Origin of the sequence: Prauserella halophila (assembly GCF_024171895.1) — a bacterium.
Taxonomy (GTDB): domain Bacteria; phylum Actinomycetota; class Actinomycetes; order Mycobacteriales; family Pseudonocardiaceae; genus Prauserella; species Prauserella halophila.
On sequence record NZ_JAMTCQ010000008.1, the window covers coordinates 909,692 to 932,400 of the forward strand.

The window sequence follows — 22,709 nt, forward strand, 5'->3', positions numbered from 1 at the left end:
CGGCGATGCTCGACAGCTGCAACCGGCGTGGCCTCGGGGCGTCCTCACCGGGAGCGGATCAGCCGATGGTGATCGGCGTGGCCGGGTCGGTGATGTCGTAGACCGCGTCGATGGTCAGCGCGTCACCCTCGTTGACCATCCCGACGCACCAGCTGACGTTCGTCGCCTCGAGCGGCGCGACACCGTCGGGCAACGCGACGTCCGGGGTCAGGGTGAGCTGGCCGGTGCTGTTGTCGTAGCGGCCCGGCGCGTTGCCGACCGCCTCGAAACTGCACGTGGACGTCGAGACGCTGACGTTGACCTCGCCGATCCAGCCGGTCGACACGCCGGTCCCACTGTCGAAAGCGCCGATGTGCAGCTGGTACGGCTGGTCGTTCGGGGTCAGCGACACGTCTCCGAGCGGGCCGGTGCAGTTCTCGAAGCCCACCGACAGGTCGCCGATGGCCGCGGGAGTGGTGTGGGTACCGCTCGGAATCGCTCCGTCGGCACTCGCCGACGTACAGGTGACCTCGGTATCCGTGTCGCTGTCGGCGAACGTGACGTCGGAGGCGGTGGCGGCCACCGTTCCATCGGCGTTCGGGTTGGTGACGGTGATGTCCTGTGCCGCGGACGCGGCAGGCGCCGCCGCGAGGGCGACGGCCGCCGACAGGGCTAGACCACTCATCAGACCCGGCATACGTGTACGCATCGAACTCCATCCTTCGTTGGGCGAAGACTCTTGCTGCGACAACTCGTGCAAGACCGGCCGATCTCGTGGCGATGCCCCGGCGCGCCGGATCGCCGCATGCGACGCTAAGCCGGTCGGATCGGGCGGAACAAGACATTCATGCCCCGCCGCGCTCAGCGCTCACCGGGGACACAACTTTTCCGGTTCCCGTTGTCATCACCCGACGAATCCGGCGCCGCCGTTGCCTCCGGTGCGATCGCCGTCGCCGAGGCTGTACACCGCCAGCTCGAGCTCGAACCGCGCCCTGGGGTCGCGGAGTCGTTCGCCGAACGCGTCCTCGATCCGCCGCATGCGGTACCGGACGGTCTGCGGGTGCAGGCCCAGCCGCTGCGCCACTGCGTGGGCGTTGCCCTGTTCCTCGAGCCAGGCCCGCAGCGTCTCGATCGTGCGGACCCGTTGCCGTTCGGTGAGCGCCGACAGTGGTTCGAACAACCGTCGGCGCAGCTGGGAGGTGACGGCATCGGTGGTCCGCAGCAGCAGTTCCGGCAACCAGTCCTCGGCCCAGACGACGAGGTCCTCGGCCGGTACCGCACCGTCGCCCGCGAGGGCCAGGGCGCGCCGCGCGAGCCGCAGCGAGTCCGCCGCGGCGAACGGATCCACCGGTACTCCGATCGCCACGGCACCGCAGACCAACGACGACTGCAGCCGGGCGGCCTCCTCGGTCGTCACCGCGGCGGGTGCGAGCAGGAACGGGCTCGTACCGGTCAGGTCGGCCAGCATCTCGCCGGGGATCTCGTCCGGCGACGGCCACACCGGAGGCGACAACGCGATCGCGGTCACGGTCTCGGGCACCGGCCAGCGGGCGAGCCGGGCCAGGTCCTCCACGTCGGCGCGGGCGACCGAGCGCCCACCGGCCAGCAACCGGACCAGTCTGCGCCGCGCCGCCATCACCGGATCGGCCGGCTCCGATTTCGCCTCGCGGTAACCGTCGAGTGCCACCGACGACAGTTCGTCCATCAGCGCCAGCATCCGGTCGGCCAGCTGCGACATGACGGCCGAGGAGAAGCCACTGCGCCTGCCCAGGCGCATGATCCGCCGCCACGCCACCCGCACGCCGATGCGATAGGCATGCTGCAACGTGTCGAGACTGCGTCCCTCGTGCAGTTCCTGCCTGCCGATCCGGCGGTGCACCTCGTGCCCGTCCCGCGGGGCGGACTCGGGCGAGGCCGTGGGGGCAGACGCCGCGGCCGGCTCCCCGAGCCGGTCGACGAACAGCGCGATCGCGTGCCGCACGCCGTCGGTCATCCACCGGCCGTAGGGGCCGTCGAACGAACCCTGATACTCGGGGATCGCCGCACGGATCTCCGCGATGATCTCGCCCGCGACGTCCTCCAGCTCGGGTCGCATGATCCCGCCGAGCCCCCGCAACAGACCCGGCTCCGACGCTTCTCCTGCACGGTGAGCGCACACGGGCGGCGACAACTCCCTTCCCCACGGTCATCGGAGGGCGGGAGCGAGCACACCACACGAACCGGCGAGGCGGAAGACCGGTAGCACCGGAGGAACCCCGACGCTCACCCGGGCGGCCCAGTACGACCGGAGGATCCGGCCGGCCTCCCCGTCACGCCGCGATCCGCATTCCGCGTCAGCGGCCGGACTCGAGGGCCCTTCCGAGTGCTTCGACGACCGGCCCGAGCCGCTGCAACGACGCCGGGTCGGTGGTGGCGCACTCGGTCAGCGAGGCGCCGACGACACGACCCTGCGAGGCGGCGTCGATGGCCGCGACGAGCCCGTCGACGGTGAGCCCGCCCGGTTCGCGGTAGTGCGTGCCGTCGAATGCGGCCGGGTCGAGGACGTCCAGGTCGACATGGAGGTATACCGGCCCTCCCGCCACGGCGTCGCGTACCGCGGCCGGGTCGGCAGGCGGCGGAACGTGCCGCACCAGCCCGTCGGACACGGCACGGCGTTCCTCCGGGTCGAACACCCGCGTGCCGACGAGCACCGCACGCCCGCGCTCGAGTGCCGGACTGGCGTCGAAGTCCCGATCGACGACGCCGGCCGCCGCGCCGCTGCCGGATCGGCCGCACAGGGCACTCAGCACCATGCCGTGGAACGCCCCCGACGGGGTGCTCGCCGTGGTGTTGCAGTCCGCGTGCGCGTCGAACCACGCGACGGTCAGCTCCGGCCCGTGGCGCCGGCGCGCGAACCCGACCGGGACCAGATCGACGCCGCAATCACCGCCGACGGTCAGCACCGGCCCGCCGGGACCCAGTGCCGCCAGCACGGCGTCCCGGTTGTGCACCAGGGCCTGCCGGTGCCCGACACCGTCCACAGTGGCCGTCGCATCCGGGGACACGGGAACCTCACGCACCTCGGCGTCGAGAACCTCACCGGCGAAGTCGGCGAGGGCGCGGCTCCCCGCGGGCAGCCGTCGCGCCGCGTCGTCGGAGAACGCGCCCTGCCATTGCGGTACCGCCTGAATCTCCACCAGTGGCACGGTACTCGACGACGACCGGCGTCACCGGTGCGTCACACCGCGCTCGACGACACGCTCGCCGCGCTCGGGGTGACGCACCGGCGAGCGGTCACTCGAGGACGATCAGCAGGTCTCCGCCCTCGACCTGCTGCACCGGGTTGATGGCGAGCCGCCGCACCGTGCCACCCGCCGGTGCCGTGATGGTGGCCTCCATCTTCATCGCCTCGATGGTCGCCACCGTGTCACCGGCCTCGATCGCATCGCCCTCGCCGACCTGCAGCGTGACGACGCCCGCGAACGGCACCGCGATGTGATTCGGGTCGTTCTTGTCGGCCTTCTCCGCGGCGGGCACGTCCGTGGCCACGGACCGGTCACGCACCGGGATCGGCCGCATCTGACCGTTCAGTGTGGACATCACGGTGCGCATGCCGCGTTCGTCGGCCTCACCGATCGCCTCGAGCCCGATGAACAACCGCACGCCCGGCTCGAGGTCCACCGGGTACTCCTCCCCCGGCCGCAGGCCGTAGAAGAAGTCCTTGCTCGGCAGCACGCTCGTGTCGCCGTACGCCTCGCGGTGGGTGTCGAACTCCTTCGTGGGGCCGGCGAACAGCAGCCGGTTCAGCGTGGCCCGCCGGTCCGTGCCGAGCGCCGTGCGATCCTCTTCGGACAGCGTCGACTCGGGTTTGGCCTCCGCACGGCCCTCGAGGGCCTTGGTGCGGAAGGGCTCCGGCCAGCCGCCGGGCGGGTCGCCGAGTTCGCCACGCAGAAAGCCGATGACCGAATCGGGGATGTCGAACTTGCCGGGTTCGGCCTCGAACTCGGCCGGTGCCACGCCCGCGCCCACGAGGTGCAGCGCCAGGTCACCGACGACCTTGGACGACGGCGTCACCTTGACGATGTGGCCGAGCATCCGATCCGCGGCGGCGTACATCGCCTCGACCTCTTCGAACCGGTCGCCGAGTCCGAGCGCCTTGGCCTGCGTGCGGAGGTTGGACAACTGCCCGCCGGGGATCTCGTGGTCGTAGACCCGGCCCGTCGGCGAGGCCGGGCCCGCCTCGAACGGGGCGTAGATCTTGCGCACGGTCTCCCAGTACGGCTCGAGGTCACCGACCGCCCGCAGGTCCAGTCCGGTCGGCCGCTCGGAGTGGTCGGTCGCCGCGACGATCGCCGACAGCGACGGCTGCGACGTCGTGCCCGCCATCGACGCGACCGCCCCGTCCACGGCATCGGCGCCCGCGCGGATCGCCGCCAGATACGTGGCGAGCTGACCGCCCGCGGTGTCGTGCGTGTGGATGTGCACCGGCAGATCGAACTCACGGCGCAGCGCGGTCACCAGTTTCTCGGCGGCGGGTGCGCGCAACAGGCCCGCCATGTCCTTGATCGCCAGGACGTGCGCGCCCGCGTCGACGATCTGTTCGGCCAGCCGCAGGTAGTAGTCCAGTGTGTACAGTTGCTCGCCCGGATCGGACAGGTCCGACGTGTAGCACAGCGCCACCTCGGCGACCGACTTCCCGGTCGCGCGCACGGCGTCGATCGCGGGCCGCATCTGCGAGACGTCGTTGAGTGCGTCGAAGATGCGGAAGATGTCGATCCCGGTCTCCGTGGCCTCCTCGACGAACGCGTCGGTGACCTCGGTGGGGTACGGCGTGTAGCCGACGGTGTTGCGTCCGCGCAGCAACATCTGCAGGCACACGTTCGGCATCGCCTCCCGCAGCAGCGCGAGGCGCTCCCACGGGTCCTCGGCGAGGAACCGCAGCGCGACGTCGTAGGTCGCACCGCCCCAGCACTCCACCGACAGCAGCTGCGGCAGCGTGTGCGCCACGACCGGCGCGATCGCCGTCAGGTCCTTCGTGCGCACGCGCGTGGCCAGCAGCGACTGGTGGGCATCGCGGAACGTCGTGTCGGTGACGCCGACCGTGCCGGACGTGCGCATCCACTGCGCGAAGCCCTCGGGACCGAGCTCGGTGAGCTTCTGCTTCGACCCCGCGGGCGGCGCGCCCTGCGGCAGGGACGGGATCTTGCTCTCCGGGTCGACGAGCCGCGGGCGCTCACCGTGCGGCTTGTTGACCGTGACGTCGGCGAGGTAGGTCAGCAGCCGGGTGCCGCGGTCGGCGGAGTGGCGCGCGGTGAGCAGGTGCGGCCGCTCCTCGATGAAGGCGGTGGTGACCCGGCCTGCCTGGAAGTCCGGATCGTCCAGCACGGCCTGCAGGAACGGGATGTTCGTCGCGACGCCGCGAATCCGGAACTCGGCGAGCGCGCGGCGGGCACGGCCCACCGCGGTGTCGAACGTCCGCCCGCGGCACGTGAGCTTCACGAGCATCGAGTCGAAGTGGGCGCTGATCTCGGTGCCGGAGAACGCGGTGCCGCCGTCCAGGCGGATGCCCGATCCACCCGGGGACCGGTAGGCACTGATCATGCCGGTGTCCGGGCGGAACCCATTGGTCGGATCCTCCGTCGTGATCCGGCACTGCATCGCCGCACCACGCAGGTAGATCGCCTCCTGCGACAACCCGAGGTCCGGCAGCCGCGCACCCGCGGCGATGCGCAGCTGCGACTGCACCAGGTCGACGTCGGTGACCTCCTCGGTCACCGTGTGCTCCACCTGGATACGCGGGTTCATCTCGATGAAGACGTGGTTGCCGCTGCGGTCGACCAAAAACTCGACGGTGCCAGCGTTGCGATAGCCCATCTGCCGGGCGAGCTTCACCGCATCGCTACAGATCCGCTCCCGCAGGTCCGGATCGAGGTTCGGTGCGGGCGCCAGCTCGATGACCTTCTGGTGCCTGCGCTGCACCGAACAGTCGCGCTCGTAGAGATGGATGACGTCGTCGCCGCCGTCGGCGAGGACCTGCACCTCGATGTGCCGCGGCTCGACGACCGCCTGCTCGAGGAACACGGTCGCGTCGCCGAACGCCGACTCCGCCTCGCGGGACGCCGCCTCGATGGCCTCCCGCAGCTGCGCCGGCGCCTCGACGCGCCGCATCCCGCGGCCACCGCCGCCGGCGACGGCCTTGACGAACACCGGGAACGTCAGCCCCTCGGCAGCCGTGACCAGCTCGTCGACGTCCGCGGACGGGGCCGAGGAGCCGAGCACGGGAACACCGGCCTCGCGCGCGGCCGCGACGGCGCGCGCCTTGTTGCCGGTCAGCTCGAGTGTCTCGGCGTCCGGGCCGACGAACGTGATGCCCGCCTCCTCGCACGCGCGCGCGAGGTCGGGATTCTCGGACAGGAAGCCGTACCCCGGGTAGACGGCGTCGGCACCGGCGCGCTGCGCCGCGCGGACGACCTCGTCGACGGACAGGTACGCCCGTACCGGATGCCCCGGCTCGCCGATCTCGTACGCCTCGTCGGCCTTCAGTCGGTGCAGCGAGTTGCGGTCCTCGCGGGGAAACACTGCCACGGTCCCCGCGCCCAGCTCGTAGGCAGCGCGGAACGCGCGGATGGCGATCTCGCCACGATTGGCGACGAGCACTTTGCGGAACATTCCCGGTCCTTCCGTCCCTCGGATCGGTCGCGTGGCACGTTACCCCGTATCTCCCGCCCTATGGGAGATCCTTCCCATGCCTCGGGAAGGTGGGATCTGGACCACCCGGGGCGAGACTAGGACTTCTCCAGGTACTCGGCCCGTTCGGAGTCGATGACCTCGGCGACCATACGGGCGAGGCCGGGGCTCCCGGCGAGTTCCGGGTCGGCGTCGACGACCTGCTGCGCGACGGTGCGTGCCCGCGCGATCACGTCCTCGTCGTCGAGCAGCGACAGCAGCTTGAGCGCCGACTTCGTCCCGGACTGCGCCGCGCCGAGGATGTCGCCCTCCCTGCGCAGTTCGAGATCCAGCTTCGACAGCTCGAACCCGTCGATCGTCGATTCCACCGCGGCGAGCCGCTGCCGCGTGCTCGTGCCGTCCGGCACCTCGGTCACGAGCAGGCACAGTCCCGGTTCGGCGCCCCGGCCGACCCGCCCGCGCAACTGGTGCAGCTGACTGACGCCGAACCGCTCGGCGTCCATGATCACCATGACGGTCGCGTTCGGCACGTTCACACCGACCTCGACGACCGTCGTCGCGACGAGCACGTCGACCTCCCCCGCCGCGAACGCGCGCATGACGGAGTCCTTGTCCTCGGTCGGCTGCCTGCCGTGCAGGACACCGATCCGCAGTCCGTGCAGCGGCCCCTGTTCGAGCATCGGCACGAGGTCGAGGACGGCGATCGGCGGGCGGCGGCCACCGGTGTCACCCGGCGGTTCGTCGCCGATCCGCGGGCACACGACGTAAGCCTGCCTGCCCTTGCCGACCTCCTCGGCGACCCGATGCCACGCCCGGTCCAGCCACGACGGCTTCTCGGCGACCGGCACGACGTTCGTACCGATCGGCGACCGACCCGACGGCAGCTGACGCAGCGCCGACGTCTCCAGATCGCCGTAGACCGTCATCGCGACGGTGCGCGGGATCGGGGTCGCCGTCATGACCAGCACGTGCGGGCTGGTGCCGTCGGCACCGCGCGTGCGCAGCGCGTCCCGCTGTTCGACGCCGAAGCGGTGCTGCTCGTCCACGACGGCCAGCGCCAGATCGGCGAACGTCACGTGGTCCTGGATCAGCGCGTGCGTGCCGACGACGATCCCCGCCTCGCCGGAGGCCGCCTCGAGCAGCGCCTGCTTGCGTTCCTTCGCACCCATCGATCCGGTGAGCAGCGTCACCTTCGTCGCGGACTCGGCCGCGCCGAGTTCGCCCGCCGTACCGAGGTCGCCGAGCAGCTCCCGCAACGACCGCGCGTGCTGGGCCGCCAGGACCTCCGTCGGCGCCAGCATCGCCGCCTGCCTGCCCGCGTCGACGACCTGCAGCATCGCCCGCAACGCCACGATCGTCTTACCGCTGCCGACCTCGCCCTGCAGCAACCGGTTCATCGGATGCGCGGTCGCCAGGTCGGCCGCGATCGCCTCGCCGACGTCACGCTGCCCTTCGGTGAGCTCGAACGGCAGCCGCTCGTCGAACGCCGCCGCGATGCCGCCGCCTGCCTGCGGGCAGGCGCGCGCCGGATCGCTCACCTCGATCTGCCTGCGCTGGGCGAAGATCAGCTGGATCGACAGCGCCTCGTCCCATTTGAGCCGCTCGCGCGCGGCATCGAGCTCCTCCTGGCTCTCCGGCCGGTGGATCCGGCGCAGCGCGGTGTCGAGGTCGGTGAGGCCGTGTTCGGCGCACATCACCTCCGGCAGCGGGTCGTCGACGGCGTCGAGCGTGTCGAGCACCTGCCGCACCGCACGCGAAACCACCCACGACGTGATCCCCGCCGCCGCCGGGTACACCGGGATGATCTGCTTCACGAAACTGTCCACCGTGGACGAGCTGTCGTCGTCATCGTCGAACAGCTCGTATTCCGGATTGGACAGCTGCAGGTTGCTGCGGAAAGCCGACACCTTGCCCGCGAAGAGCCCGCTCCTGCCGGGCCGCAGCTCCTTCTCCCGCCATTCCTGGCCGAAGAAGGCACACGACATGCGGCGGCTGCCGTCGGTGAGCACGACCTCGAGAATCTGCCCCTTGCGGTTCTTCATGGGACGCCGCTTGGTCGATTCGATCCGCGCCAGCACCGTGGCGTACTCGCCGAGTTCCAGGCCCACGATGTCGGTGAGTTCGCCGCGGTGTGCATACCGGCGCGGGTAGTGCCGCAGCAGATCCGCGACCGTGTGCAGATTCAGCGACGTGGCGAGCGCCTTCGCCGTCTTGGCACCCAGTACCTCGGAAAGCCTGCCGGCCGTCGTCGTCATGTCACTCGCCTGCCGTTCTCGCCCTGTCCCGCACATCCACACTCCACGGCGGCACGTCCGCCGCTCCGCCGACCCGGCACCCGGTTCACTCCACGCCCATCAGCAGCACCGCGTCGGACTGTCCACCGTAGTAGCACACCAGTTCGACCTCCGGATGGCCGACGCGCAGATGCTCCGCCAGCACGTCCTCCACGTCGGGCGGTGCCTCCGCTCCGGTGAGGACGGTGACCAATTCGCCGCCGACGGCCAGCATCCGCTCCAGCACGTCGATCGCCGTCGCCGTGACACTGCCGGAGTCGCCGATCCGCACGACCTCGCCGTCGACGAGCCCGAGCACATCGCCCGCGCGCACCTGGCCGACCCAGGTGAGCGCGTCCTCGCCCGCGACGACGATGTCGCCGCGGCGGGTCGCGGCGGCCGCCTCCGCCATGGCCACGACATCGGCGCTCGCCCTGCGTTCCGGATCGTGCACCGCCAGCGCGGCCAGCGCCTGCACCGGCGACGCACACGGCACGACGACGACGTCGCGCTCGGCCAGCACGGGATGACTCGCCGCACGTTCGGCCACCGCGGTCAGGTCCACCCCGCCCGGCACGACCGTCACGTGCTCGGCCGCGGTCTCCCCGACGAGCCCGAGCAGCTCCTCCGTGGTCGGTTCCGTGTCGGGCTCCACCGCCAGCACCGGCACCCCTTCCCCGCCGACGAGCTCGGCCACTCCCTTCCCGCGAAGCACGGCGGCGACGGCGCGGTCGGCCGCAGCGCTCTCCGGCGGTGCCGGGGTCATGAGCGGTTCCACCCGCACCCGGTGCGGCCTGCCGTGACGCAGCCCGGCCTCGAGAGCCGCCCCGATGTCGTCGCAATGGACGTGGACGGCGTGATTGCCCGCGCCGTCCCCGGCGACCGTGACGCTGTCGCCCAGTTCGGCCAGGTCCCGGCGCAGGGCGGCGAGCGCAGCGTCCTCGGTGGTGGTGTCCTCGGTGGTGGTGTCCTCGGTGGTGGACTCCAGGCCGGAGAGCAGGTACATCACCTCCCACGCCTGCGGTGCGGGCAGTGCCGAGACGGCGGTCACCGGGCGATGCGGGGCGATGCCGGCCTCCCCTGCGACGACGGCGGCGAGCGCATCCAGCACGGCCACCAGGCCGCGACCGCCCGCGTCGACCACGCCCGCGGCGGCCAGCGCGGCCAGCTGCCGCGGCGTTTCCGACAGCGCCCCGGCGGCGGTGCGGGCGGCCACGCGGGCCACGACGTCGAGCGTCACGGCCCCGTCGACCGCGCCACCATCGGTAGCACCGCCATCGGTGGCACCGCCATCGGTAGCGGTGGTGGCGTCGGTAGCGGTGGTGGCATCGGGCGTGGCGGCGAGGCCGGCGTGGCCGGACGCGGCCGGATCGGCGTCCGGCCCGGCGACCGCTGCGCCGACTGCGTGCAGCACGCTCAGCATCGTCCCGGCGACGGGCCGTGCGACCGCCCCGGTGGCGCGCGTGTCGGCGCGGCGCAACGCGGCGGCGACGGCCGGGCCGTCGAGGACCGCGGCATCGCCCGCCGACTCGGCGAACCCGCGCAGCACCTGCGACAGGATCACACCGGAATTGCCGCGCGCCGCCGCGACGGCCCCACCCGCCAGCACCTGCAGCGCCTCCCCTGCGCGGGCGACCTCGGGGCGCTGCGTGAGCGCGGTGTAGGCGGCCGTGACCGTGTGGAGCAGATTGGAGCCGGTGTCGGAGTCGGCGACCGGGTAGACGTTGATGCCGTTGATGTCGGCGCGCAGCTCCTCGAGGCTGCGCACGCAGGCACCCGCCCACGCGCGCACGGCCGCCGCATCCAGGGAGTGCACCGCGTATCCTCCAACCGGGAACTGGTGGGTTCGACGCGAGCGTATCGACCCGGATGGAGCCACGGAGAACGCACCGGATACCCTGTTCGAGATGCCCGGTATTCCCGGGCGGATTGTGTTTACCTACTTTCTCGAGGAGTGTTCGACGTGGCTGCCGTGTGCGACGTCTGTGGCAAGGGGCCGGGCTTCGGCAAGTCGGTCTCGCACTCTCACCGGAAGACCAACCGCCGGTGGAACCCGAACATCCAGACCGTGCACGCGAAGCTCGGGCTTTCCCAGAAGAAGCGCATGAACGTGTGCACTTCCTGCCTGAAGGCCGGCAAGGTCGTTCGGGGCTGACGCCTCAGAACCAGAAACTCTCGAAGCCCCGGGGATCATCGATCCCCGGGGCTTCGTGCTGTGCGCGTGTTCTGCACTCGGCACCGCGTGTTCTGCACTCGTGCGGCCACGGCCGGTCAGCGCGCGGAGTCGGCGATCAACGCGGCGGCCAACGCTCCGTATACCGTCGCGGCCAGACGCTCGAACACCGTGCGCACGCGCGGGCTACCCAGCACCCGGTCCCGGACCGCACCCGCCAATTGCCCCGTGACCAGAGCCACAGCCAGGCCGATCACCTGCAGGAGCACGCCGAGCAGGAGCAGCTGCAGCGCCGGGTTCGCCGCGGCCGACGCGCTCCACCCGGTGTTCGCCGCCGGCGCCTCCGCCCGCGAACGCCTCAACGAACTGTTGCACTCCCTTCGGCCGACCCCGTCGCGGCGGCCGACGGCCTGCGCTGGATCGTCGACGACCCCGGCGACGTCCTCCCGGCTGCGCTCACCACCGCCGTGCTGGCGTGGCTCCTACGGCACCCACAAGGTCGCCGCCCACCGGCGTCGCGCCGCACAGGCCGACTGCGACTGACCCGAGGCCCCTCAACCCGCAACACGATCCCCGGAATCCGCAACACAGCCCCCGGAACGCGCAACACAGCCCCCGGAACGCGCAACACGGCCCCCGGAACCCGCAACACGGCGGGCATGGGCGCAGGACGCGCGCGTCGGTTACGGGAGGCGCCAGTCGACCGGGTCGGCTCCCTGCGCCCGGAGCAGTTCGTTGGCACGGCTGAACGGCCGCGAACCGAAGAAGCCGTTGTGGGCCGACAGCGGGCTCGGGTGCACGGACTCGACGCACCGCTCGGCCCCGATGAGCGGTTTGAGCTTGCGCGCGCCCGCGCCCCACAGAATCGCCACGAGCGGCTGGTCCCGGGCGGCGAGCGCGCGGATGGCCTGCTCGGTGACCTGCTCCCAGCCTTTGCCCTGGTGCGAGTTCGACTTGCCGGGCTGCACCGTGAGCGACCTGTTCAGCAGCAACACGCCCCGGCCCGCCCACGGTGTCAGATCACCGTTGGACGGCGCCGGATACCCGAGGTCCTCGCAGTACTCCTTGTAGATGTTGACGAGGCTCTTCGGCAGCGGCCGCACGTCCGGCGCCACGGCGAAGGACAGACCGATCGCGTGTCCGGGCGTCGGATACGGATCCTGGCCCACGATCAGTACCCGCACGTCGGCCAGCGGCTGCTGGAACGCCCGCAGAATGTGCTCACCGGACGGCAGATAGGTCCGTCCCGCGGCGACCTCGGCGCGCAGGAACTCCCCCATCGCCCCGATCGTGTCCGCGACGGGTGCGAGCGCCTCGGCCCAGCCCGCCTCGACGACATCGGTCAGCGCACGTCCGGAAGTACCCGTGGAAGTCACGGCCCGGACTCTAGCGCGCCGGCGCGGCGGCCTTCACAGTCACTCGAGCCTGCGCAATTCCGCCCGGTACCGCTGCGCCCGCTCGACGTAGCCGTCGACGATGCCCGCGATCGCGTCCGCTCCGAGCGAGGTGTTCTCCCGCGTCCTGGCCGGCACTCCGAGCGCGATGTGTCCCGACGGCACGTGCCCGCGGTACGACACCACGGCCCCGGCGCCGACCACGCCGCCGTCCTCGACGACCGTGCCGTTGAGCACGACCGCACCGGATGCGAGCAGGCACCCCGCGCCGATCGTCGCGCCTTCGACGTGGACGTTGTGGCCGATCGCCGAGGCCGGACCGAGGATCGTCGGCTGGCCCGTGGCGACGTGGACGATGCAGCCGTCCTGGATGTTGGACCGCGCGCCGACCTCGATGCGGTCGTTATCGGCGCGCAGCACGGTCTGCGGCCAGATCGACGCCTCGGGGCCGATGCGCACGTCGCCGATCAGCGTCGCGTCCGGATGCACCCACGCGTCGGGATGAATGTCGGGTTCGAGGTCGCCGAGCGCGTAGATCGCCATCCGCGTTACTCCAGTTCCTTCGCCATGCACACGCTGATCGGATCCTGGGCGTACACGCCGAACTTCTCGATCTCGTGATAGCCCGACGAACGGTACAACGCGATCGCCTCCGGCTGTTTGTACCCGGTTTCGAGGACGATGCGGCGACAGCCGTACTCCGCGGCGGTGCGTTCCAGCGCGGCGAGCATCGCGCGGGAGTGGCCGCGGCCGCGCTCGCCGTCGACGACGAACATGCGCTTGATCTCGGCGTCGCGCCCGCGCAGCGAACCGTCACCCGCGGCGTGCGCGCGCCAGCCGCCACAGGCGATCGGCACCTCGTCGCGGTAGCCGACGAGGAAGATCCCCTGCGGCGGCGCGAACTCCGCCGGGTCGACGGGCGTGACGTCGGGGTCGCCGTAGCGGCCGACGTACTCCTGCTGCACGAGATCGATCAGCTTGGTCGAGTCGGGGTGGTCGAAGGCGAGCACGTGAATGTCCACGCCGTCCATGTAACCCGATTCAACGCCAGTGTTCCCATCCGATTTCGCCGTCGTAGGGCTTGCCGTCGACAGTGACGCCCGTGTCGGGCATCAGCACCGTGCCGATCTGCCGCCAGCCCTGGGGAAGGTCGACGAACGACGGGAACGTCGCCACGAGTGCGTGATCCTCCCCACCGGTGAGCACCCACCGCATCGGATCCGCCCCGAGCGCATTCGCGACGTCGACGAGTTTGCGGTCCACCTCGAGCGCGTCGGTGGTGATGTCGATGCCGACGTCGGATTCCTCGGCGAGGTGCCCGAGGTCGGCGAGGAGCCCGTCGGAGACGTCGATCATCGCCGTGGCGCCCGCGTCGGCGGCTGCGGGGCCCGCGGTGTAAGGCGGCTCCGGCGCGCGCTGGGCGTTGACCACTCCGACCGGCGACCGGAATCCGCGGCCCAGCACGGCGAGTCCGGCGGCCGCCCAGCCCAGCCTGCCGCACACCGCGACGATGTGGCCCGGGCGCGCACCCGACCGTGTCACCGGGGTGCGCCCGCCGAGGTCGCCGAGCGCGGTGACGCTGACCACCAGTTGGTCGGCCCGTACGACGTCGCCGCCCACGATGCCGGCGCCCACCCGCGCGGCCTCCGCCGTCAGACCGTCGGAGATGCCGGTCGCGACGGCGGCGTCGGTGTCGGCGGGGCAGCCGAAGCCGACCACCAGTGACGTCGGCGTCGCGCCCATCGCGGCGATGTCGGCCAGGTTCACCGCGGCCGCCTTGTGGCCGACCTGTTCGGGACCGGACCAGTCGAGCCGGAAGTGCACCCCCTGCACGAGCACGTCCGTGCTGATCACCACCCGCCCGTCCGGGGCCGGCACCACGGCCGCATCGTCACCGGGGCCGACGACCGTGCCGGCAGGCGGCTGCTGCCTGCCGGTGACGTCGCGGATCAGTCCGAACTCGCCGACGTCGGCGACCGTTCCGCCCGCGCGTGCCTCCGCCCCGGCGCTCCTGCTTCGGTCCGCCCCCCTGTTCCTGTCCGTGTCCCTGCCCTCCACACAACACCTCCGGTGCCCCGCCTGCGGTACGTTGCAGCGACGTTACCCATCTTGGGCCCGCACGGGCCGAACCGGACGAAGGGACGCGCCGTGGTGCATGCATACATCCTCATCCAGACGGAGGTCGGCAAGGCCGCGTCGGTGGCCGCCGAGATCGCCCAGCTGCCCGGGGTCGCCAGCTCCGAGGACGTCACCGGCCCGTACGACGTCATCGTTCGCGCGGAGGCCGGCAACGTCGACGACCTCGGCCAGCTCGTGGTCGCCAGCGTCCAGAACGTCGACGGCATCACCCGCACCCTGACCTGCCCGGTGGTGCACCTGCCCCAGTGACGAGCTCCGCCGGCGGCACGGCCGCCGGCGGACCTGCGCCAGGAACCGACCGACACCGAGGACCGACACGACCGCATGACCGACAGCTCCGACACGCCCGACAGGCCCGACCGGGCAGGCCGGGCCGGACCCCACGACGAGGAGTCCGGTCCGGCCGGGACGCCCGGCACGACCGAGACACCTGCCACGGCCGAGACACCGCCGGACACCGCTCCACCGAACACGGACACGGACACGGACACGGACACGACCGACAACGGAACCACCGACACCGGAGTCCCGGACACCGGTGCGTCCGGCACCGGAACCGCTGACACCGGAGCACCGGACACCGGAGCACCGCCACGGACGCTGCTCGTCGCGGCTGCCGTCCTCGCCGTGGCCCTGGCGGCGGGTGTCGGGGCCATCGGGGTGTTCGGCGGCGACGCCGGGCCGGGGACGGGTTCACAGGCCGGGTCGTCGTCGAGCACGAACCCCACCGGACCGGCCGGGCCGCTGCCGCTCGTGTCGATTCCCGCACCGGAGTCGGGCAGCGATGCGTGTCACCGCATGCTCGAGGCCGTGCCGGGGCAACTGACGTCGTCGGGCGAGCCGTTGGAGCAGCGCGAGCTCGCCGAACCGGCACCGCCCGCCACTGCGGCGTGGGGACGCGACAATCCGGTGGTACTGCGGTGCGGACTCGACCGGCCGTCGGAACTGACGCGCACGTCCTCACTCCGTCAGATCAACGGTGTCCAGTGGCTGCACGTGCCGGACGAGACCGGCCCGAGCGCCACCTGGTACGTCGTCGACCGGCCGGTCCACCTCGCGCTGACGGTTCCCGAGGGCACAGGGACCGGCCCGTTGCAGCGGATCTCGGACCTGGCTGGCGAGACGCTCGAGCAGGTCCCGCCCGCCTTCTGACGCTTCCGACGACCCGTCCCGCGGCAGCCACGGCCGGTACGGCCCGGCAACCGCGCGGCTCAGCGCAGGCCGGTACCGCGGGCGATCGCCGTGTCGACCAAAGTGGACAGCAGCATCGGATAGTCGACGCCCGTGGCGGCCCACATCTTCGGGTAGGCCGACGTCGTGGTGAAGCCCGGCATCGTGTTGACCTCGTTGATGACGAGCTCGCCGCCGTCGGTGACGAAGAAGTCGACGCGAGCCAGTCCCTGGCAGTCCAGCGCCCGGAACGCCTCGACCGCGCACGCCCGCAGGCGTTCGATCACGTCATCGCCGAGTTTGGCGGGAATGTCGAGTTCGGCGTCCTCGCCGAGGTACTTGGTCTCGAAGTCGTACCAGGCGTCGGCGTCGTCGCCGAGCACGCGGATCTCCGCGGGCAGCGACGCCTCGACGCGCCCGTCGGGGAATTCGAGCACACCGCATTCGACCTCGCGGCCCGTGACGCCCGCCTCGACGAGCACCTTCGGATCCGTCTCACGCGCGAGCGCGATCGCGTCGTCGAGCTGCGCCCAGTCCGTCACGCGCGTGATGCCGATCGACGAGCCCGCCCGCGCCGGCTTGACGAACACGGGCAGTCCGAGCCGTTCACGTTCGGACTCGCCGAGGGTGGACTGTCCACGCCGGACCGACGCGTACGGCCCGACGGGCAGGTCCTCTGCGGCCAGCAGCTTCTTGGCGAACACTTTGTCCATCGCCGCCGCGCTGGCCAGCACGCCCGCTCCGACGTAGGGGATGTCGGCCATCTCCAGCAGTCCCTGGACGGTGCCGTCCTCACCGAAAGCGCCGTGCAACACGGGGAACACGACGTCCACCTCGGACAGCACCTCGGATTCGCTGCCCGGCTCGAGACTCACGACACTCTTGCTCGTCGGGTCGCCTGCCAGCACGAGCGCCCGGCCGTCGTCGACCGACGGCAGTTCGCGCCCGCGGATCCGGAGAGCCCGGGGGTCGTCGGTGCCCAGCACCCAGCCACCGGCCGGGGTGATACCGACGGGCACGATCTCGAACCGTTCCGGGTCGAGATTGTCCAGCACGCAGCCCGCGGACACGCAGGAAATCGTGTGCTCGCTGCTGCGGCCGCCGAACACCACGGCCACGCGCGTCTTGCGGCTATTCATGGGCTGCCACCCTACCGGTGCCTCGTACGGGTCAGGTCAACGAGCGTCGGCACGCATTCGGCGAGTTCGGACCGCGAGCACCCGGCGTAGCCCACCAGTACACCGTGTGCCGTCGGCACGGTCGCGAAATGCCGGGCGAGGCCGTCGAGCAGCACGCCGCGGCGTTTGCCCTCGGCGATCCGCTCCCGCTCGGCCTCCGCCGACGGCAGCGGCACCACGAGGTGTGCGCCCGCGTCGTCGCCGAGCACCGGCACGCCCGCCGTGGCGAACGCATCGACGAGGATCGACCGGCGGTCCGACAGTTCCCGCCGCAGTCTGCGCAGATGCCTGCCCAGGTCGCCGTGCCGGGCGAGTTCGACGACCACGTGCTGGCCCGCCGGGGACGGGCGGGTGCCGGTCAGGTCACGGTGTTCGAGCACGGCCCGCGTCACCGACGGCGGCGCCACCATCCACCCCGCACCCAGCGTGGGCGTGAGGATCTTGCTCGTAGTGCCCAGATGCACGACGACGTCCGGTGCCAGCGAGGCCAGCAGCGGCAACGGGGCCACGTCGTAGCGCAGCTCGCCGTCGTAGTCGTCCTCGACGACGAGGACATCCCGCTCCCTGGCCAGTTCGGCGAGCTCGACCCGCCGGGACGCACTCATCCGGCAACCCATCGGGTACTGGTGCGCGGGCGAGCAGTACACGACCCGTGCGCCGGCCGGAATGCGGTCGGTCCGTAGCCCCTCCTCGTCCACCGGCACACCCGCCACACGCATGCCGGCACGGGAGAACGCCTGCACGGCACGCTGATAGCCCGGCTCCTCGACGGCGACGAGATCGCCCGGTGACAGCACGGCCGCGGCGAGTTCGACCACGGCGGCCGTCGTTCCTCCGGTGGCCAGTACCGAGTCGGTGCCCGCGTCGAGCCCGCGGTGCCGCAGCAGGTGCTCGGCGATCACCTCGCGGTACTCGCCCAGTCCGGTCCGCGACAGATGCACCGCGGGCGGCGTGTCCGAGGCCGCCCGCCATGCGCGCCGCCACGCCGACCGGTCCAGGCCGTCGGCCCACGGCACGCCGGGCAGCAGCGCGAGCCTGCCCGGCGGCAGTTCGTCGCGCGCGGCCACGGAACGGTGTTCGGGGCGGGCGGTCGGCGGCGAGGTCGTGACGTACGTGCCGGAGCCGTGTTTGCCGACGATCCAGCCCTCGGCGTGCAGCTGTTCGTACGCCGCCGCCGTCACGGTGCGGCTGACACCGAGCCTGCCCGCGAGCGCGCGGGTGGACGGCAGCCGGTCGCCGCCGCGCAGATGTCCCGTCGACGCCGATTCGCGAAGCGCGCCGGCCAGCTGCACGGCCAGCGGCACGCTCGATTCCCTGTCCAGCGTCACCGGCAACGCGGTCTCGCGCTGCGGCATCGCCTCGGCGTGCGTCACACCGACCCCCTCAAAGTGGACTTCCGAACTAACTCATGTGTGGACATTTCATCATGCCACTGCGTCGGCGACGGTGAGACCCATGCCGACCTCCCCGCACCTGTCCCCCACCGCCCGAAGCACGCTGACCCGCAAACCGGGCCGCGCCGAGACCGATCGCGCCGAGCTGGGCGCCGTGCTCGACGCCGGACTGATCTGCCACCTCGCGCTGGTGTCCGGCGACTCGCCGCTGTGTGTCCCGACCGGGTACGGGCGCGACGGCGACACGCTCTACCTGCACGGCTCCACCGGCTCCGGCAACGTACGCACCGCGGCACGCGGGGTGGACATCTGCGTCACGGTCACGATTCTCGACGGCATCGTCTACGCGCGCTCGCTGAACAACCACTCGATGAACTACCGCTGCGCCGTGGTGCACGGCCGCTCGCGTGCGGTGACCGACGACGTCGAGCGGGACCACGCGCTGCGGGTGATCAGCGAACACCTCACGCCCGGTTCGTGGGACTACGCCCGCACCCCGGACTCGAAGGAACTGGCCGGCGTCGCCGTGCTCGCCCTCGACCTGACGGAGACGTCGGTGAAGATCCGCGGCGGCGATCCGAGCGAACAGCCCGCGGACGCCGACCGCGACGACGTCTGGGCCGGTGTGATCGACGTGCGCACCGTGCTCGGCCCGCCCCGGCCCGCGACGTACGTCCCGGCCGACCTGCCCGTCCCACCGCACATCGCCGAACGCCCCTCCCCACGCTGACCCGCGTGTTCTGCGTTCGAGGTCGACCGCCGACGAGGACGCGATCCGGTTGTGATGCGATGCAGCCACGCGACCCGGCCGCACCGCGGCCCGACACTGCCGTCCGAGTGCAGAACTCGGCTGTCCGAGTGCAGAACACGCGTGCACGGGTGCAGAACACGCGCGGGAAGGCAGTCGCGCGTCAGCCGGGTTCGGTCACCGATCCGGCGAGCGGGTCGACGTGCACCGGCCGGACGGTGCGGCCCTCTGCGCGGTAGACGTGCACGCTCACCGCCGGGTCCGGGCCCTCGTTGCGCACCTCGTGCACGTATCCGGGCCCGAACACGCGGGACTGGCCCTGGCCGAGCGTGTGCACCTCGGTGGCCGCCCGGCCTCCCCCGAAGTCTCCCCCTTGGCCGCCCGCGGTCCGGCGCGTGACCGTCTCGGTGAGCGTGCCGGACACGACGGTGAACGCACCGGTGGCGAAGCCGTGGTCGTGCACGCCCGTGTACTGGCCGGGCAGCCAGCTCAGCAGCCACACCTCGTCTCCGTCGGTGCGGTCGATCAGCGCGGCGAACCGTTCGTCGGGGTCGTAGCGCAGCAGCGTGTTCCAGCGGTCACGGTCGAGGGCGTAGTCGCGTGCGACACGGACCGGGTGCTTCACGGCACGGGCCGCGGTTTCGGGCAGGGCGACGGTGTTCTCGGGAACGGCAAACATGGGAGCGTGCAGAGATCCTTGCTGTCAGGAGGGAGTCGTCGAGAACGACGGAGTGCGGTTGCGGTACGGCGTCGGATTCACCGGCAACAGCGACAACAAGGCGCGCAGCACGTACCGCGGCGACCGGTCAGCGGTCGCCGCAGCGCGGATACGTTCTGCGTCAGCACATAAATAAGAAAACCAGCCCGGCCCGACGGCGTCAAGCCGATCCCACGGACCGAACCCGCGTGCGGGTGCGAGAGGCCCCGCACCCGCACCCGACGGTCACAGGCGCTCGGGCTTCTGCTGCCGCCCGAGGAGCTCGGCACCGACGGTCGCGGGGTCGCTCCCCTCGTGGCACACGCGAAACATGGCGTCCGTGATCGGCATGTCGACACCGGATTCGTGGGCCAGGTCACGAATCGAGCGGCACGACATGACGCCCTCTGCGACCTGTCCGCCGACGGCCTCCTGTGCCTGCTCGATGGTTTCGCCGCGACCGATGCGCTCACCGAACGTCCGGTTCCGCGACAACGGCGACGCGCAGGTGGCGACCATGTCGCCGACACCCGCCAGACCCGCGAACGTCATCGGATCGGCGCCCAGCTTCGCGCCCAGTCGCGCCGTCTCGGCGAGTCCGCGCGTGATCAGGGTCGCGACCGTGTTGGCGCCGAACCCCAGCCCCGCCGCGATGCCGCACGAGAGCGCGATGACGTTCTTGCAGGCGCCGGCGAGCTCACTGCCGACGACGTCGGTGTTGGTGTACGGACGGAAGTACGACGTGAACGCCGCTTCCTGGACGGCGACCGCACGCTCGTGGTCGCCACACGCGAACACGCCCGCCGCGGGCTGGCCCGCAGCGATCTCCTTCGCCAGGTTCGGCCCCGCCACGACCACGACGGAGTCCTCCGGCACCCCGGCGACCTCGCCGATCACCTCGCTCATGCGCTTGCGGGTGCCCAGCTCCACGCCTTTCGCCAGGCTCACGAGAATCGTGCCGGCGGGCAGCAGTTCCCGCCAGTGCCCCAGATTCGCGCGCAGACTCTGGCTCGGCACGGCGAGCACGACGGCGTCCGCACCGTCGAGCGCCGTGGCCGCGTCCGACGTCGCGGTGAGGTTGTCCGGCAGCGTCACACCGGGCAGGTAGCCGGAATTCGTGTGCTGCTCGGCGATCTCGGACGCGACCTCGGGCCTGCGTGCCCACATCCTGACGTCCCTGCCCGCGTCGGCGAGGATCTTCGCGAAGGTAGTGCCCCACGAGCCGGAGCCGAGGACCGTCACGGTCCGCACCGTGCGCTCGGCCTCCCCGGACTCGGAACCGGCCGCGTCGGCTGTGCCGGTCGCGTCGGTCGCGTCGGTCGCGTCGGTCGCGTCGGTCGCGTCGGTCGCGTCGGGACGGTGCGGGCGCTCAGGCATCGCTGTCGGCCTTCGCGGGCGGCTCCTCACCACGAACGTCGGCCAGCAGGGTCGTGACCTCCGCCATGAGCAGATCGGTGACCTCACGCAGCACGTCGGGCGTCGGGGACTTCTCCCGGTAGGCACTCAGGTCCACCGGTTCCCCCACCGCATGGGTCACGGTCTTGCGCGGCAGGGGGCGGAACTTCTTCGTGTAGCCGTTGAGGACCTCCTGGGTGCCCCAGCGTGCACACGGGATCACCGGGACGTCGTTCTCCAGCGCCAGCCGGGCGACACCCGTCTGCGTCCGCTTCGGCCAGAACTCCGGGTCCTTCGTGATCGTGCCCTCCGGGTAGATCACGATGACCTTGCCCTCCTCCAGCGCCTGGTGCGCCGCCCTGAGGCTGTCGCCCGCCGAGGTCGTGCCGCGGGCCACGGGGATCGAGCCCGCGCCGGTCATCATCCGGCCGAAGATCGGCACCCGCGCGAGGCTCGCCTTGGCCAGGAACCGCGGTACTCGTTTGGCCTGGTGCACGAACACCGCGTCGACCGCCGGGTCCAGGTGTGACACGTGGTTCATCACCAGCAGCACCGGACCGCTCCGGGGAATGCCCTCGAAGTTCCGGTACACCCGTTTGTTCAGGTACGCCAACGGGTAGAACAGCGCCGCCACGGCACCGACCCAGAAGCCGCCCTTCTCACGATCTGCCAAGACTCCTCCTCGTGCACGTCCACGCTTCGGCGCTCGATCCTCCCACAGGCGCCGGACCACGAGAGATGCGCGAAGATGACCGCTGTGACCGTCACACTCCTCGTACCGATGAAGCCGCCGCACGTCGGCAAATCCCGGCTCCGCGGAGTACTGACCTCCCCCGGTGCACCCACCCGGCCCGACTCCGGCGGCTCCCCGGCGGCCGGGGAGCACACGTCGCTGGTGCTCGCGCTGGCCCTGGACACGGTCTCGGCCGCGCTCGACACGCCCGGCATCGACCGCGTGGTGGTCGTCACACGTGACGTCCACGCCCTCGCCCCGCTGGCCGAACTGGGAGCCGACGTCGTCGACGACCGCGGCGCACCCGACCTGAACACCGCTCTGCACACCGCCGAACGTCTCGTACGCGGCGGTGTCCCCGACAGGCGACCGGGACCGGGCCGGGAGAGCGACACCGTCGTCGGGGCGCTGCAGGCCGATCTGCCCGCGTTGCGCAGCACCGAGCTCGCCGCCGCACTCGCCGAGGCCGGCGGCGGGCGGGCGTTCGCCGCCGACCGCCACGGCACCGGCACGACCCTGTTGCTGTCCGCGCCCGGCCGGCCGCTCGCGCCGAGCTTCGGGCCCGGCTCCGCCGGTGTGCACGCCCGGTCGGGCGCCGTCGCCGTCACCGCCGCGGTGCCCTCGCTGCGTTCGGACGTCGACACCCCTTCCGACCTGCACCACACCCGCGCACTCGGCCTCGGCCCGGCCACCACCGCGCTGCTCCGGCGGACCGGTGCCGCACCCGCGGCGGCGCGCCGGCCGGAGGGTTGAACCCGGCCAGGCGGATC

21 protein-coding genes are annotated in these 22,709 nt (G+C 71.7%); 5 read left to right on the top strand and 16 right to left on the bottom strand.

The window, feature by feature from the left end; translation table 11 throughout:
* Nucleotides 1–58: 58 nt before the first annotated feature.
* The 6 genes from LY41_RS04530 to LY41_RS04555 form a co-directional block, all read right to left on the bottom strand.
* Nucleotides 59–664, bottom strand: coding sequence for a hypothetical protein (locus LY41_RS04530; RefSeq protein WP_253862527.1), 606 nt, complete (start codon nucleotides 662–664; stop codon nucleotides 59–61).
* A gap of 219 nt (nucleotides 665–883) precedes the next feature.
* Nucleotides 884–2,074 carry a PucR family transcriptional regulator gene (locus LY41_RS04535; protein ID WP_253862528.1) on the bottom strand — a complete coding sequence of 397 codons (1,191 nt, stop codon included), beginning with the start codon at nucleotides 2,072–2,074 and terminating at the stop codon, nucleotides 884–886.
* A gap of 238 nt (nucleotides 2,075–2,312) precedes the next feature.
* Complete coding sequence (locus tag LY41_RS04540; protein ID WP_253862529.1) at nucleotides 2,313–3,155, bottom strand: arginase family protein; 843 nt, start codon at nucleotides 3,153–3,155, stop codon at nucleotides 2,313–2,315.
* A 97-nt stretch (nucleotides 3,156–3,252) separates the two neighbouring features.
* Nucleotides 3,253–6,627 carry a pyruvate carboxylase gene (locus tag LY41_RS04545; RefSeq protein WP_253862530.1) on the bottom strand — a complete coding sequence of 1,125 codons (3,375 nt, stop codon included), beginning with the start codon at nucleotides 6,625–6,627 and terminating at the stop codon, nucleotides 3,253–3,255.
* A 116-nt stretch (nucleotides 6,628–6,743) separates the two neighbouring features.
* Nucleotides 6,744–8,900, bottom strand: coding sequence for an ATP-dependent DNA helicase RecG (recG, locus tag LY41_RS04550; protein WP_253862531.1), 2,157 nt, complete (start codon nucleotides 8,898–8,900; stop codon nucleotides 6,744–6,746).
* 85 nt (nucleotides 8,901–8,985) lie between these two features.
* A complete protein-coding gene (locus LY41_RS04555) occupies nucleotides 8,986–10,734 on the bottom strand; it encodes a DAK2 domain-containing protein (protein ID WP_253862532.1) in 1,749 nt (582 codons plus the stop codon).
* Nucleotides 10,735–10,881: 147 nt separating this feature from the next.
* Between LY41_RS04555 and rpmB the strand changes: the two genes are divergently transcribed.
* Nucleotides 10,882–11,073, top strand: coding sequence for a 50S ribosomal protein L28 (rpmB, locus tag LY41_RS04560; protein WP_075846683.1), 192 nt, complete (start codon nucleotides 10,882–10,884; stop codon nucleotides 11,071–11,073).
* Between the two features lie 116 nt (nucleotides 11,074–11,189).
* Here the strand turns inward: rpmB and LY41_RS04565 are convergent, their stop codons facing one another.
* The 5 genes from LY41_RS04565 to LY41_RS04585 all read right to left on the bottom strand — a co-directional run bounded on the left by LY41_RS04565 (nucleotide 11,190) and on the right by LY41_RS04585 (nucleotide 14,543).
* Nucleotides 11,190–11,453 (bottom strand): hypothetical protein, encoded by a 264-nt coding sequence (locus LY41_RS04565; RefSeq protein WP_253862533.1) that lies wholly within the window; start codon nucleotides 11,451–11,453, stop codon nucleotides 11,190–11,192.
* A 321-nt stretch (nucleotides 11,454–11,774) separates the two neighbouring features.
* The gene (locus LY41_RS04570) at nucleotides 11,775–12,437 is read right to left on the bottom strand and encodes a uracil-DNA glycosylase (RefSeq protein ID WP_253862896.1); all 663 of its coding nucleotides are present in this window, start codon (nucleotides 12,435–12,437) and stop codon (nucleotides 11,775–11,777) included.
* A gap of 69 nt (nucleotides 12,438–12,506) precedes the next feature.
* The gene (locus LY41_RS04575; protein WP_253862534.1) at nucleotides 12,507–13,028 is read right to left on the bottom strand and encodes a gamma carbonic anhydrase family protein; all 522 of its coding nucleotides are present in this window, start codon (nucleotides 13,026–13,028) and stop codon (nucleotides 12,507–12,509) included.
* A 5-nt stretch (nucleotides 13,029–13,033) separates the two neighbouring features.
* Nucleotides 13,034–13,516 (bottom strand): GNAT family N-acetyltransferase, encoded by a 483-nt coding sequence (locus LY41_RS04580; protein WP_301296484.1) that lies wholly within the window; start codon nucleotides 13,514–13,516, stop codon nucleotides 13,034–13,036.
* A 10-nt stretch (nucleotides 13,517–13,526) separates the two neighbouring features.
* Entirely contained in the window at nucleotides 13,527–14,543 is a 1,017-nt protein-coding gene (locus tag LY41_RS04585) for a thiamine-phosphate kinase (RefSeq protein ID WP_308292202.1), read from the bottom strand.
* 90 nt (nucleotides 14,544–14,633) lie between these two features.
* Between LY41_RS04585 and LY41_RS04590 the strand changes: the two genes are divergently transcribed.
* Both LY41_RS04590 and LY41_RS04595 read left to right on the top strand, forming a co-directional pair.
* Entirely contained in the window at nucleotides 14,634–14,873 is a 240-nt protein-coding gene (locus tag LY41_RS04590) for an Lrp/AsnC family transcriptional regulator (protein ID WP_253862535.1), read from the top strand.
* Nucleotides 14,874–14,948: 75 nt separating this feature from the next.
* Nucleotides 14,949–15,776, top strand: coding sequence for a DUF3515 domain-containing protein (locus LY41_RS04595; protein WP_443678871.1), 828 nt, complete (start codon nucleotides 14,949–14,951; stop codon nucleotides 15,774–15,776).
* A gap of 59 nt (nucleotides 15,777–15,835) precedes the next feature.
* Here LY41_RS04595 and LY41_RS04600 read toward each other — a convergent pair whose 3' ends face one another.
* Together LY41_RS04600 and pdxR are read right to left on the bottom strand one after the other, a co-directional pair.
* Nucleotides 15,836–16,933: a D-alanine--D-alanine ligase family protein gene (locus LY41_RS04600; protein ID WP_253862536.1), complete on the bottom strand. Its 1,098-nt coding sequence runs from the start codon at nucleotides 16,931–16,933 to the stop codon at nucleotides 15,836–15,838.
* An 11-nt stretch (nucleotides 16,934–16,944) separates the two neighbouring features.
* Nucleotides 16,945–18,327 (bottom strand): MocR-like pyridoxine biosynthesis transcription factor PdxR, encoded by a 1,383-nt coding sequence (gene pdxR / locus LY41_RS04605; RefSeq protein ID WP_253862900.1) that lies wholly within the window; start codon nucleotides 18,325–18,327, stop codon nucleotides 16,945–16,947.
* A 100-nt stretch (nucleotides 18,328–18,427) separates the two neighbouring features.
* Here pdxR and LY41_RS04610 point away from each other — a divergent pair, with 100 nt between their 5' ends.
* A complete protein-coding gene (locus LY41_RS04610) occupies nucleotides 18,428–19,096 on the top strand; it encodes a pyridoxamine 5'-phosphate oxidase family protein (RefSeq protein ID WP_253862537.1) in 669 nt (222 codons plus the stop codon).
* Nucleotides 19,097–19,277: 181 nt separating this feature from the next.
* On the opposite strand, the gene LY41_RS04615 is transcribed toward LY41_RS04610, so the two are convergent.
* From LY41_RS04615 to LY41_RS04625, 3 genes are all read right to left on the bottom strand, one after another.
* Nucleotides 19,278–19,793 carry a cysteine dioxygenase gene (locus tag LY41_RS04615; RefSeq protein WP_253862538.1) on the bottom strand — a complete coding sequence of 172 codons (516 nt, stop codon included), beginning with the start codon at nucleotides 19,791–19,793 and terminating at the stop codon, nucleotides 19,278–19,280.
* A gap of 264 nt (nucleotides 19,794–20,057) precedes the next feature.
* Nucleotides 20,058–21,188, bottom strand: coding sequence for an NAD(P)H-dependent glycerol-3-phosphate dehydrogenase (locus LY41_RS04620; RefSeq protein ID WP_253862539.1), 1,131 nt, complete (start codon nucleotides 21,186–21,188; stop codon nucleotides 20,058–20,060).
* Nucleotides 21,181–21,879, bottom strand: a complete 699-nt coding sequence (locus LY41_RS04625; RefSeq protein ID WP_253862540.1) for a lysophospholipid acyltransferase family protein — start codon at nucleotides 21,877–21,879, stop codon at nucleotides 21,181–21,183. Before LY41_RS04625 ends, LY41_RS04620 begins: the two co-directional genes overlap by 8 nt.
* A 75-nt stretch (nucleotides 21,880–21,954) precedes the next feature.
* On the opposite strand from LY41_RS04625, the gene cofC reads away from it, so the two are divergent.
* A complete protein-coding gene (cofC, locus tag LY41_RS04630; protein ID WP_301296486.1) occupies nucleotides 21,955–22,692 on the top strand; it encodes a 2-phospho-L-lactate guanylyltransferase in 738 nt (245 codons plus the stop codon).
* Nucleotides 22,693–22,709: the final 17 nt, after the last annotated feature.